This window comes from Microbulbifer mangrovi, from assembly GCF_002009015.1.
GTDB classification, from domain to species: Bacteria; Pseudomonadota; Gammaproteobacteria; order Pseudomonadales; family Cellvibrionaceae; genus Microbulbifer; species Microbulbifer mangrovi.
In genome coordinates, this window is the sequence record NZ_LZDE01000327.1 from 1 (window position 1) to 12,428 (window position 12,428).

At 54.5% G+C, this 12,428-nt stretch carries 14 protein-coding genes; 10 read left to right on the forward strand and 4 right to left on the reverse strand.

Annotated features, from left to right (window positions below):
* Window positions 1-149 precede the first annotated feature (149 nt).
* From B4U49_RS19560 to B4U49_RS12940, 5 genes are all read left to right on the forward strand, one after another.
* Window positions 150-368, forward strand: coding sequence for a DUF7661 family protein (locus tag B4U49_RS19560; protein ID WP_078085049.1), 219 nt, complete (start codon window positions 150-152; stop codon window positions 366-368).
* 144 nt (window positions 369-512) lie between these two features.
* Window positions 513-785: a hypothetical protein gene (locus B4U49_RS12920; RefSeq protein ID WP_078085017.1), complete on the forward strand. Its 273-nt coding sequence runs from the start codon at window positions 513-515 to the stop codon at window positions 783-785.
* A 25-nt stretch (window positions 786-810) separates the two neighbouring features.
* Window positions 811-1,326 (forward strand): hypothetical protein, encoded by a 516-nt coding sequence (locus tag B4U49_RS12925; RefSeq protein WP_078085018.1) that lies wholly within the window; start codon window positions 811-813, stop codon window positions 1,324-1,326.
* 162 nt (window positions 1,327-1,488) lie between these two features.
* The gene (locus B4U49_RS19480; RefSeq protein ID WP_078085019.1) at window positions 1,489-1,710 is read left to right on the forward strand and encodes a GDCCVxC domain-containing (seleno)protein; all 222 of its coding nucleotides are present in this window, start codon (window positions 1,489-1,491) and stop codon (window positions 1,708-1,710) included.
* 556 nt (window positions 1,711-2,266) lie between these two features.
* The gene (locus B4U49_RS12940; protein ID WP_078085021.1) at window positions 2,267-3,121 is read left to right on the forward strand and encodes an aldo/keto reductase; all 855 of its coding nucleotides are present in this window, start codon (window positions 2,267-2,269) and stop codon (window positions 3,119-3,121) included.
* A gap of 80 nt (window positions 3,122-3,201) precedes the next feature.
* On the opposite strand, the gene B4U49_RS12945 is transcribed toward B4U49_RS12940, so the two are convergent.
* Window positions 3,202-3,906 carry a spermidine synthase gene (locus B4U49_RS12945; RefSeq protein WP_078085022.1) on the reverse strand — a complete coding sequence of 235 codons (705 nt, stop codon included), beginning with the start codon at window positions 3,904-3,906 and terminating at the stop codon, window positions 3,202-3,204.
* 156 nt (window positions 3,907-4,062) lie between these two features.
* Here B4U49_RS12945 and B4U49_RS12950 point away from each other — a divergent pair, with 156 nt between their 5' ends.
* Window positions 4,063-4,200 (forward strand): DUF2986 domain-containing protein, encoded by a 138-nt coding sequence (locus B4U49_RS12950; protein WP_078085050.1) that lies wholly within the window; start codon window positions 4,063-4,065, stop codon window positions 4,198-4,200.
* Between the two features lie 63 nt (window positions 4,201-4,263).
* A complete protein-coding gene (locus B4U49_RS12955; protein WP_078085023.1) occupies window positions 4,264-4,737 on the forward strand; it encodes a GNAT family N-acetyltransferase in 474 nt (157 codons plus the stop codon).
* A gap of 16 nt (window positions 4,738-4,753) precedes the next feature.
* Here B4U49_RS12955 and B4U49_RS12960 read toward each other — a convergent pair whose 3' ends face one another.
* Window positions 4,754-5,641 (reverse strand): alpha/beta hydrolase, encoded by an 888-nt coding sequence (locus tag B4U49_RS12960; RefSeq protein ID WP_239692618.1) that lies wholly within the window; start codon window positions 5,639-5,641, stop codon window positions 4,754-4,756.
* Between the two features lie 275 nt (window positions 5,642-5,916).
* On the opposite strand from B4U49_RS12960, the gene B4U49_RS12965 reads away from it, so the two are divergent.
* Together B4U49_RS12965 and B4U49_RS12970 are read left to right on the forward strand one after the other, a co-directional pair.
* Entirely contained in the window at window positions 5,917-6,195 is a 279-nt protein-coding gene (locus B4U49_RS12965; protein ID WP_078085025.1) for a hypothetical protein, read from the forward strand.
* Between the two features lie 44 nt (window positions 6,196-6,239).
* Window positions 6,240-6,644 carry a hypothetical protein gene (locus tag B4U49_RS12970; RefSeq protein ID WP_143735657.1) on the forward strand — a complete coding sequence of 135 codons (405 nt, stop codon included), beginning with the start codon at window positions 6,240-6,242 and terminating at the stop codon, window positions 6,642-6,644.
* Window positions 6,645-6,718: 74 nt separating this feature from the next.
* Here the strand turns inward: B4U49_RS12970 and B4U49_RS12975 are convergent, their stop codons facing one another.
* Window positions 6,719-7,813 (reverse strand): glutathione S-transferase family protein, encoded by a 1,095-nt coding sequence (locus B4U49_RS12975; RefSeq protein WP_078085027.1) that lies wholly within the window; start codon window positions 7,811-7,813, stop codon window positions 6,719-6,721.
* 180 nt (window positions 7,814-7,993) lie between these two features.
* On the reverse strand, window positions 7,994-10,261 hold the full coding sequence (locus B4U49_RS12980; protein ID WP_275078287.1) for an alpha-amylase family glycosyl hydrolase: 2,268 nt from the start codon (window positions 10,259-10,261) through the stop codon (window positions 7,994-7,996).
* 283 nt (window positions 10,262-10,544) lie between these two features.
* On the opposite strand from B4U49_RS12980, the gene B4U49_RS12985 reads away from it, so the two are divergent.
* Window positions 10,545-12,419: a glycoside hydrolase family 13 protein gene (locus B4U49_RS12985; protein WP_078085028.1), complete on the forward strand. Its 1,875-nt coding sequence runs from the start codon at window positions 10,545-10,547 to the stop codon at window positions 12,417-12,419.
* Window positions 12,420-12,428: the final 9 nt, after the last annotated feature.

The following is a 12,428-nucleotide window of genomic DNA, read 5'->3' on the forward strand; positions in this document are numbered from 1 at the left end:
GGCGAGGCATTTCGTTCCGGCCCCGCTGGCATCCACCTGACAACTTAATTTGTGCTCTTTATGCGCAGATCGCCTCGCTCCCGTTTTCGCGTATAAAGCGCACAAACCAAGCTGCCGCCACTCGCGGCGCCAGGTAAATGACCAAAGTTATGGAGAGATATAAATACAATATTTTCGGTAAGGAGGTCCTGATTGAAAGACGTCAAAACAGTTGGGCAACTTTCTACCAGGGTTCAGAGGGTAAGCGCCGAAATGCTGGAATATTTGTTCCGTCAGAAATTACCGAAGCTGAGTTAACTCAGTATCTATCCGACCTCTATCATGAATGGGCAACTGAAAGGCATCCATACGTGGTACGCCTGGGCTAAAATAATTAAATTGGTATTTATAGGACATCCTGCCTAGAAATAACAGGTAGTAGTGCTTCGAACCTTCTGGCCGCCGCGGAACAACTTTCCAACTGCACGCTATGCATTCGGTAATCGTGAAAACACCTAGAAGAGAGTTAAATTGTGAAGAAAAAACATTTTGAAAAGTGGTCCAGGACAAGAGAAAAAGGCAGAAAAAATTTCATTCTGGTCAATGGATTATTGGCTTGGGGATTGCCAATGTTTCTGATAATGACCTTCTTTGTAAACAAGCCTGATGACGCTCAGTGGTCTCCAATTTTTATTTTGATTAGCGCTGTGATTTGGGCCCTCGGGGGATTGGCATTTGGCTATTTTGTTTGGAGATCAACTGAGCGCGCCTACAAGAAAGCCCTCGCAGAGAGACAAGATGCATAACCACTCGTTTTAAAGGAGTTAGTGAATGCAAAAAGAAAAATGGTATCAAAATCCGGAAATGCTAGTTGCACTAACAGCGTTATTTATTGGCTTAGTCACTGCGGCCATTTCTATTTATTCTGCCTACATCGATCGCGCATATGCGAAAGCATCGGTCTGGCCAAGAGTTGAAATTTTCAGAAGCTACAATAATAACGGTTTCAGCTACGGAGTTTCAAATAAAGGCACCGGCCCGGCGATTATAGAATATGCAAAAGTAAGTTCAGGGGATCAATTTTTAAAAAAGTGGGATGAATTACCGGAGTTCAAACATATTTCTCAGCCCCACTTCAGCGACATTACATTACCATCAGGACAAACTGTGAATCCCGTTAAGTACGAGGGAGAACTAATTAGAGACATCCTGACTTTAGATAAAAATATACAAATCGAGATTTGTTACTGTTCTATTTACGGCGATTGCTGGGTTGTAAACCGATCAAATGAAACCCAACCAACAGAAGCCTGCTCAATTAGTTCTGAACAGGCATTTGCACAATGAAAAAGTATATAGATGTGATCAGTCTTGGCCTCTTCGCCAGGCAGACATATCCTATTACTCCAATGTATCGAAGACAGCTAGCAAGAGCAGGTGGGAAAATTCAAGGCCATACGCCATTACATGACGGATCACACCTGACAACCAGAAAACAGTGACAGGAATATGGAAGACATAATTCTCGAGTCAACGATTACTTGTCCTGAATGCCATCACCAGAAGATGGAAATCATGCCGACAGATTGTTGCATCTTCTTTTATGAGTGCGAGAGCTGCCATACCCTGCTAAAACCCAAGCCGGGTGATTGCTGTGTTTTCTGTTCGTTTGGAACCGTGAAGTGCCCGCCAATTCAGCAAGGACAGAGCTGTTGCGGGGAAAACATATAATCAAACTGTCCCGTCAATAATCGTAGTTATTTGGTACACAAGGGAGAGCCAACAGTGCCTATTCGCAAATGGATTTTTCAATACTTGGTCATGCTTATTGTATTGTTCACGCTGTTCGCTGGTGTGCAGTATTTGAAAGGCAGGGAGCTGGAATATTCCCTGGAGTTTGGGATGCTTTGGGCTTTTATCAGTTCAACCATCTTCCTGGTTGTACGTATACGCAACTATAAAAAAAGAATTGCGTGCCAGCTGTGCAATGATCTACCCGATCAGTGATCCGGATATCGCGAATTTATCTCTTAAAACAGCGCTTCACATGCCTGCCTTTCGCTTACTCCATACAGAGCTTTTCACGCAGTTTTCGGCTGATCGATAGGATCAGGCAAGACCTGGCCTTAATCAGGCAAACCCAATCACCCCGCAAGTACTTAGTATTAACGACATGCAATACAGGTGTCTGGATGTGAATGGCCAAGTAGCCACGCTCACGCTCGACCCTGCGGGTTGTCTATTGGGCAACTGGAAAGACTCAACAAGGTTTAAGAGGACCGCGGCTATGGTTTTGCAAGATACGTATACCCTCTCTAATGGCATCAAAATTCCCAAACTCGGGCTTGGCACCTGGATGATTGAAGGCGATGCGGCCGAACAGGCGGTCAAGGACGCCGCCGGAATGGGCTACCGGCATATCGATACCGCGCAGGACTATGGCAATGAGGCCGAAGTCGCTGCAGGTATCAAGTCTTGTGGTGTAGGCCGGGACGAGATGTTTCTTACTACCAAGCTCGCGGCACAGTACAAGGACTACAAGGGTGCGGTTGAGGCCATCGACGGCTCACTGGCACGCATGGGGCTGGACTATATCGACCTGATGATTATCCACAGCCCGCAACCCTGGGGTAGCTACGGTAGCGAGGACCGATTCCTGGAAGGTAACCGGGAAGCCTGGCGCGCGCTGGAGGAAGCGCACGATGCGGGCAAGATCCGTGCTATCGGCCTGTCCAACTTCACTCAGCAGGACATCGATAACATTCTGGCATCCTGCTCAGTGAAGCCGGTGGTGAACCAGATACTGGCACACGTAAGCAACACGCCCTGGGAGCTGATCCAGTATTCTCAGGACAAAGGCATACTCGTAGAGGCATATTCGCCAATGGGACACGGTGAGTTATTCAAGAACGAGCAGATCGCCGAGACGGCCAGCAAGTATGGCGTTTCAGTACCGCAGCTGTGCATCCGCTACGACCTGCAGCTCGGCCTGCTGCCGCTGCCCAAGACCGCCAATCCGCAACACATGCAGAACAATGCAGATGTAGACTTTGTGATTGCCGATGCGGATATGGATGTACTGAAAAACATGCAGCCCATCGAGCACTATGGCGATGCCAGTGTCTTCCCGGTATTCCAGTAATACAGACAAACACCAGACGCTGATATCAACGATATCAACCCGGTTCGTTTGCGCCAGCGCGACAACCGGGTAACTCTCGATTAGCGCCTCTTATTGGCAGGCCGCGCGGCCACTTTCTTCGCCAAAAAGATCGTGTGCCGTGCACCCTTACCGGGACGCTCGCGCACGGTCTTAACCTCGACCTGAAAGCCGGCCTTCTTCAATCGGCTGACGTATACGCTATCCGGCGATGCGGACCAAACCGCCAACATGCCGCCCTTAGCCAGGCTGTTGTAGATACTGCTGGTACCCTCGACAGAATACAGCCAGTTGTTGTCGGTGTGCGTCAGGCCCTCGGGGCCATTGTCCACATCCAGGAGCACGGCGTCATACAGACGGTCATGCTCCGTCAGCAGCTCGGCCACGTCGCCAATATGTACTCTTACCCGGCGGTCATCCAATGGACTCCCGGCGCACTCCCCCAGGGGCCCACGGTTCCACTCCACTACCTCCGGAATCAGGTCAGCGACGATCACCTCGGCTGTGGATGGCACCGCGTCAAGCGCCGCGGCCAGTGTATAGCCCATGCCCATTCCGCCCACGACGACACGGGCGTTGTTACGATTCTTCAGGTGGGCGCAGCCCAGTACCGAAAGCTGCTGCTCACTGTTGAACCGGCGACTGTTCATCAGCTCGCCACGGGGCCCGGACAATGAAATGGAGAATTCCTGGTCGCGCTGGCGCAGCGTGAGCACTCCGCCATCGTTGGGAATCTGGGCGGTGCCGAGTTCGATCCAGGGTTTCATGGGGAGGGCTCACTCTCGTCTGGTGGATATGGGGCGATGCGGACTGCGCGCGCAATGTAGCACACGTTGGTTGAACATGCCGGCGACGTTAATATGCACACATTCGCCAGGCCAGCTATGGCGCCCATACATGCCCGCAACCCCATTGAGAATCCCATGAACCGCCGGAAGAAAGTCAACCAGATCCTGAAGAAGAAGGCCAAGAAGGCCAACGACAAGCTCAATCCGAAGAGCAAGCCTCGCTATATATCCAAGGCCGAGCGAGCCAAGCAGGAACAACAAGCCGGCGAGTAACCATCGACCGCAGGCTCTCTTCAGGATCGCAACAGCAGCACCATAACAATACAGCGAACCCCCATGCAGATTTTCAACCTGGCAGATGTCCCGCAAGCCATTGATACCCTGGCCCGATGGCACTTCAACGAATGGCACGCGCTCTACCCCGAGGAGACGCTGGAAGATTTCCGGGCAGATCTGGAGGCATCGGCGGCGCATGGGACAGTACCTTCCACATTTGTCGCGCAAGTAGACGGCAAGGTGGTTGGCTCAATCAGCCTACTACCCCATGATATGGACATCGACGAGCCGTGGACACCGTGGCTGGCCAACCTGTTTGTACACCCGGATTACCGGCAGCAAGGCGTTGGCAAGCAGCTGATCGAGCATTTGATCGCCTTTGCTCGCCGCAATTCGCTGGACCGCCTATACCTGTTCACGCCCAGCAGCCGCGACTATTACGAGGCGCTGGGCTGGGCATTATTGAGTACGCAGTCCTATAAAGGCCAGCAGGTAGATATCATGCTGCGAGCGCTAGCAAAAGAAAATGATTAACCGACTTGTGGCCGAATCAGTGCTCAGCCGCTGCACCCGTTGATACGCGCCGAGCCATTTCAATCTCCCGCTGGAACAGCTGCCTCATGGCATAGCGATAGATTTCCGGGCTATTCGCGGCGTGAGTGCCGCCCTCGATAGAGTTGAAACGAATACTCCAAGGAGCGTCCTGGCGACCTGACCAGTGCTCTTGCCATTCGCGTGCGAGCTCGCGATTTTCCTGATAGCGGTCTTTCGTTGCACTGGAGACAATCAGCATTAGGTCGCCACGCTCAGCCTTTGCCGGCTCTGCATAGAATTGCGCTTTATTGGGATGCAAGCTGGGGTTGCCCGAAATCCGCCCCCAGAACAGATCCGGATGATTGAAGGCAGAGTACAGCACCATGAAGCCGCCACGACTCTGGCCATACAGAACTCGCCGGGTTGTGTCGATCCTGTATCGGCTTTCCACTGTTGGCAAAAGCTCCTGCTCCAGGAAGTGATGAAAGTTTTCTGCCCCACCGCTGCGGTTCCACTGAGTAGTTTCGGTGGAAAAATCTGCATCACGCCAGTTGATTGCGGGATCAAATCCACCATAGGCGATACCAACCACAATGGCTTCGGGGATATTGTCGTCATAATGGAGAAACATATGGTTGGCGGCGAGAATCGGGAACAGTGAATCACCATCAAGCAGGTAGATTACGGGGTATTGTTTCTCTGGAGACTTTTCATATCCCTCGGGCAATCGTACATATATGTGGTAGGGACGTCCGACGTTGGTCGATTCCAGTCTGAAGTAATCGCCTTTCAATGCAGGAAGATAGTCCAGAGGGGTGAAATCCATGCCAACTTGTTTTTTTTCATCATTCCGATGACTGTCGCAAGCATAAAGCAAGAGGGTCAGTACAAGGGTAAGCGACACTGCGGATATCCGGTCCATAAACAAAGCTCTCTCACTTAAATCATCATACGACTCACTGGACTATGATGAGTGTAAAACTTGCCAGGGTCCAGATGGACAAAAGCCACTCAGGTTATCGGCGTTTCAATATGCCGGCCATTCGGAAGCGCACCAAGTAGAGAAGGTAGGCTATGTACTTTTTGATAACAAACAGCTTCGGCAGGCCTGCCCGTGATCATTAGTTAATCACTTTTTCTAACGCTCGCCATGGAACATTAATCTCAAGGAGGATAGAAATGGATCCATTTGGAAATATACAGAGCAAGCACCTATCCATAGTGCTCTCGTTTGCCAGGATACTGTGTTTCTTCTCGATGCTGGCTTTTATCGTGATTCTGTTGGGCACGATATTCAGCCCGTTCATCGGATACCCGATTCTCTATTTCATCTGGTTTATTGGCGTTCCCATATCAGGCTTTATACTGTCGGCCCTGCTGGCCGCCCTGGTGGCATTTGAAGAGGGATTCAGACAGAGGACCGAGCGGATACTGACTGAAAAGCAGGATCCCGCTTGATTTCACCTGTAGTGCGCCCTAATAACGACATAATGGATTATTCGATGAAATTAACCGCTGTTCTCGCTTGCCTATTCCTGGCATCTCCCATGACCCTGGCATCATCAACCGATCTCAAGGGGGTGTGGAAGCTGAAATCCGGCGAGTACATCAACGGTGAGGGAAAACTGGTCAGTTACCAGTCACTCAATATGCAGTCCCTGAAAATCATTTCCGATACCCACTTCAGTTTCACCTCCATGAAGGGCGACACTTTCTGGGCTTCGGGCACTGGGTCTTATGAGTTCGAGGACGGCAAGTACGTCGAGAAGCTACAGCTCAATTCCTTTGGCGAGAAACCGGGCGCGATATTCGCGTTTGATGCCAGGGTAGAAGGGGAATACTGGTACAACACTCGCTGGAAAAATGGCAAGCGGGTTGAATACGAGGTATGGCAAAAGGTCGAATGACCCGATTCACAGCGGCCACCAACCGTTGATACTGCGCCGGTAAGTAAACTGTGCCCCATACGGCGGGGCACGAGCTATTGCGCTTTATCCACGCGCATTTTGTTTTCAACGCGGTGAATGCGCCGTGCTACGGGCTGCTCGAGCAATTCCTCCAGCCCGCTTATTGCATCCAGCATACCGTTCACCCTGCGCTTTTCTTCCCCTTCCAGGCTGGTGTAAAAATCATGGCAGCGCTGCCACATCCATTGCATATAGGGAAACGTCAGACGCGTTCCGCTGACACCCTCGATGGTAAACCCGACTTCACCGATTGCCCTATCTATCTGATCTCCGCCCTGCCAGTTACCGACCTGTTCCATGGTCTGCCGAATTACCGGACCCTGCTCCTCCAGCATGCGTTGCAATACCGGATACAGGGTGTCGGGCACTTCGTCATCCGCTAAAAACTCACCGGATAGCGGCGCGGGCTCGATCATGCGCTTGACCCAGGCCACCACATTGGGTGCCTGCGCTTCCATCAACCGTCCGGAATAGGGATCGCGATACAGGTGCGCGCACAGGGGGCCGATCAGGCCGAAGTCTCCGATACTGGGGCGGCTGCCGAGCAGAAAGGGATATACGGCAAAGTGCCGATCCAGATCCGCCAGCAGGCTCAGGTAACTTTTTTCGATCGCGGGAACGATGTCGTCTTTCACCCCCAGCATCGGCAGCGCGCCAGCGAACGGCCTGGCGGTCTGCTGGCCAATGGCCATCTGCTCTTCTTTGCTGGCGTGCGGTGCGGATGTGCGACCGAACTCGCCGATAGCGAAATTTCGGTTTTCGTCGATATTCCAGCGGTAATGCATCGCCGGAATAACGAGCCATTCATCGCCGTAGGTTTCGAGTAAAAGTGAGACTAGATTTTGTTTCGGAGTTCTGGGATAGACACTGGCTTCAGGATAACGCTTTTCCAGAAAGTCAATTATCTCGGTGGTATCCTGAATCGCTTTATCGTCATCACTAATCAGTACCGGGATATAACGCACACCGGTACGCGGAATAATGACATTTTGAAACACTTCCCGCGAGGCGGTGACCTCTTCGAAAGGAATGCTTTTGTATTTTAGGTAGCAACGAAGCTTTCCCGTATAAAGAGAGACTTCGGCACCAATAAGCTGATGTGAAACCATGCGGCGTCCCCGACGATTCTTTATTCTTGCAAGAATGTTAGAAGGCCAATAATTTAACGGCAATACCGTTTAGCGCCACATCGCCTGACCGTTTCTTCAGGTTGCCGGACTGGGCCACATCCCCAAAAAAAAAGCCCCGGGAAGATACCCGGGGCTTTTTGTGTTTGGTGAACAATTACATTAATGCAACACAATCACTTCATTGGCATCCAGGTTCAGAACCGCGGAACCGCCGCTGACGTTCACTGAATCACTGCCAACGAGGCTACTGTACTGCCCGTCAGCCAGGTCCAGGTTGCTGACATTGATTGAGGTACTGCCGCCACGGTTGACCGCGACCATTACCACATCGCTGCCGGCGGTGCGCTCGAATACCAGAATATCCCCGTTGACCCAGCGCTGGGTGTAGCTGCCGGACGCCAGTGCCGGGCTCTGTGCGCGTAGTTCGGCCAGTGCGCTGATCAACTGGAAGGCCGCGCTTGTCTCGCTGAACGAGGGCATGCCCTCCCGGTTGTACGGGTCGTGCCCCACCTGGCCGTCGCCGTTGGCGGTGAACCAGGTGCTGTTCTGTTCACTGCCGTAGTAAATGGTGGGAATGCCCGGCAGGGTCATTACCAGGGCCATCCCCAGGTTCTGGCGCGCGTCGGCGAGAGACTTGGAGAAGCCTTTGCCGGTGCGGCCGTTGTCCACCGGACCGGTGGTCTGCAGGAATACACTGGTGCGGGTGGCATCGTGGTTGTCCAGGAAGATCGGCTGCCAGCTATCGCGGTTGTTCATCGCCCCGGGGCGGGATTCAATGTGGGTGTTCAGCTGGGTCATGGTGATATCACCGGCGATGGCCTGCTCGATATGATTGCGCAGCTGGAAGTCCAGCAGCTCGGAGCCGCGGTCCTCATTCAGGAACTGCATGGACAGGCTCTCACCGGCACCGGCGCCATACCACTCACCGAAGATATACACATCCGGGTTCTGCGCGCGCACCGCACTGCTGAAGCGATTGATAAAGCTCGGCTCGATATGCTTGATGGCGTCGATACGGAAGGCGTCCACGCCGTGGCTCATCCACTTCAGGGCAGCGTCGATCAGGTACTGGTCCGCGGTGCTGTTACCACTGACACCGTGGTTGAAGTCGGTGAGGTTGAACAGGGTCTTGTTGCGGAAGGCCCAGGGATCGTCCCACTCACTGCCACAGGTGGTAGACGGGTCTGCGTCGCCACAGTCGGCGATGGCGCCGTTGTGGTGATACCAGGTGCCGTTATCCAGGTTCACATCGGTGATGAAGGTGCCCTCTTTGTAGAGCGCGCCGAACTCGTACTGGTCGTCCTGGTTGGAGTGGTTGAGGGCGATATCCAGCACCAGCTTCATGCCGCGGGCTTCCATTGCCGCATCCAGCTGATCCACCAGCGCCCAGTCCCCCAGGTGCTCATCCACTTCGTAGAAGTCGCGGCCCCAGTAGCCGTGGTAGGCGCCGTCTGATCCGGAGTTGTCGATATTGTCGTTCAGCGGGGTGACCCAGATGGCGGTTACGCCGAGGGCTTCCAGGTAGTCGAGCTTGTCGATCAGGCCCTGGATATCGCCACCCCAGTATTTTTTCCACTCGGACAGGCCGCCGCCGGATTTGGTGGTAGAGGTGGCCGCAGCATTGTTGCCGCTGTCATTGCTGGTGTCGCCATTGTGGAAGCGGTCCACAAACACGAAATACATGCTGCGGTTGCGGAAGTCGGTTAACCCGGGCTGGGTGGTTTCACAGCCGTTGGCATCCACAGTGGTGCCGGCCGGGGTGTTGGGGCAGTTGTCCTGGCTATCCGGCACGCCGTCACCATCGCTGTCCGCCTCCACGGCGCCACAGTTTTCGCCGAGGTCGGTGGTGACGCTCACCAGAGTGTTGTTGGCACCGTCGGCAACGATATAGGTCCAGCCACTGGCAGCCATATCCTGGGCCGGGAACTCGCCGCCGGACCAGCTGCCACTGGGATCGATTTTGAAGCGCGGGCCACCGTTGCCGTCGCCGCTGGTGAAGTTGCGGCAGGTATCGTATTCATCGGTCTCGCCAATGCGAGCCAGCAGGTCGCCGGCGGCCCAGCCGTTGTGGGTGCCGCGCAGGTGCAGGGTGGCATCCGGGGTTTCCGGGTCTTCTGCGGGCAGGATGTGGTAGTCGTGGGTATCGGTGTAGAACTTGATATCCCAGGTGCCGGCGGGGACAGCAATATTGTTGCCATTTTGCTGGCCATTCACGCCGTAGTTTTCGCTCCAGTCGCCCCAGCGGTCAAACTTGATCTCGCCGGCACTGGTGAAAACCACATCGTCCGCCAGCATGGTATTGCTGCCCAGATTCTGCATCTGGTCGGCCTGCCAGTTGTTGTGGGTACCGCGCAGGTACCATTCCGCCTGGGCGGTCGCGCTCGCACAGAGCAACAGGCCCGCGAGGGCTAGTGTTTCTCTCAACATTTTCATCATCTCTTGTGGATTATTTTTCTGTGAGTTGGCGAGCCCAATAGAAGGCTCTGATCGCATGGTCGGAAATACGGGGATGGTTGACCTCCTCCCCGGCCGGGGCGTGGAGGAATATTGCGCCAGGTCGGTTCGCAGTCCCGGGCGGGAACTCCCCCTGCCGGGAGGGGGATAACAGATCGCCGTTGAGACGGCACAATGGTGAAAAAAAGTACGGGTCTAGTCAGACACTAGCCGCACAACAATCGCCTAACAGGCTGAGCCAACACAGGTGCCCGCGATGACAAAGTCCCCAAACTGCTTGGTTGCCAGCTTGCTGTTTACGCTGCTCCTCCCCCTTTCTGCCGCCTGTAGCCAGGCGGATGCCCGTATCGAGCGCGTGGAACCGCCGTTCTGGTGGACCGACATGGCGGAATCCCGGCTGCAACTGATGGTGCACGGGGAAGATCTCGCGGATGCCGAGGTACGCATTGATTACCCCGGCGTTACCGTTACCGGCACCGAGCGCGAAGAAAATCCCAATTACCTGTTTATCAATCTTGCGGTGGCCAGGGGCACCGAGCCCGGCGCGCTGCAAATCCAGCTGCACAAGGGCGACTGGCAGCAAGCACTCCGCTACGAGCTGAAGAAACGCCGTGATGGCTCGGCCAATCGCCAGGGCTTCGACAGCAGCGATGCCATCTATCTGATCACACCGGACCGCTTCGCCAACGGTGACGCGAGCAACGACAACACCGCCGATACCCAGGAAGGCCCCGACCGCAACGACCCCAACGGTCGACACGGCGGTGATATCGCCGGGATGCTGCAGCACCTGGATTATGTAGCGGACATGGGCTTTACCCAGATCTGGCCCAATCCCCTGATAGAAAACGACCAGCCTGCCTATTCCTACCACGGCTACTCCGCCACTGACTTCTATCGCATTGACTCCCGTTACGGCAGCAACGAAAGCTTCCGCGCGTTCGTGGCCGCAGCGAAAGAAAAAGGCATCGGCGTGATTCAGGATATGGTGCCCAACCATATTGGTGACGGGCACTGGTGGCTGCAGGACCTGCCCGGCAGTGACTGGCTGAATGGCGACGGCACCGCAAAGGGTGACTACGAGTACACCAACCACGCCCGCACCGTGCACATGGACCCCTATGCCAGTCACCGGGATCACGCGCTGTTTACCGATGGCTGGTTTACCGATTCCATGCCGGACCCCAATCAGCGCAATCCGCGTATGGCCAACTACCTGATCCAGAACGCCATCTGGTGGGTGGAGTACGCCGACCTGTCGGGTATTCGCGTAGACACCTATGCCTATTCCGATGCGGACTTCCTTACCCGCTGGTCCGGACGCCTGATGCGGGAATACCCCAACTTCAATCTCGTCGGCGAAGAATGGACACGGCAGGCGGCACTGGTGGCCTACTGGCAGGCGGGCAACAACAACCGCAACGGCTACGTCTCGCATATGCCGAGCATGATGGATTTCCCGCTGCTCTACGGACTGCGTGACGGGCTCGAAAAGCCCGAGACCTGGAGTACCGGCCTGGTAACACTGTACGAGTCACTGGCCAACGATGTGCTGTACCCCAACCCGAACAACCTGGTGATCCTCGGCGGCAATCACGATATGAGCCGCCTGTACAGCCAACTGGATGAAAACACCGGCAAGTTCCGCATGGCGATCGCCTACCTCGCCACCATGCGCGGCATCCCCCAGTTTTACTACGGCGATGAGATCCTGGCCAAAAGCCCCAAGCACCGCGACGACGGTGTGGTGCGCAGTGACTTCCCCGGCGGCTGGGAAGGCGACAAGACCAATGGATTTACCGGCAAGAACCTGAGTCCGCAACAGCAACAGGCGCAACAGTTTGTGCGCACCCTGTTCAACTGGCGCAAGGACAAGGACGTTATCCACAACGGCAAGCTCAAGCACTTTGCGCCGATCGATGGCCTCTATGTGTACTTCCGCTACAGCGACAAGGACACGGTGATGGTGGCGATCAACAAGAGTGACCGTCCACGCGAATTGCCGGTGGCGCACCTGGCGGAAATGCTCAAGGCCAAATCAACAGCTACCAGCATTACCAACGGCAAATCCACGCCACTAAACGAACTGGTGATCGCGCCCAGCGATGTACTGGTTGCCGAAGTATTCTAAAAAAACAGA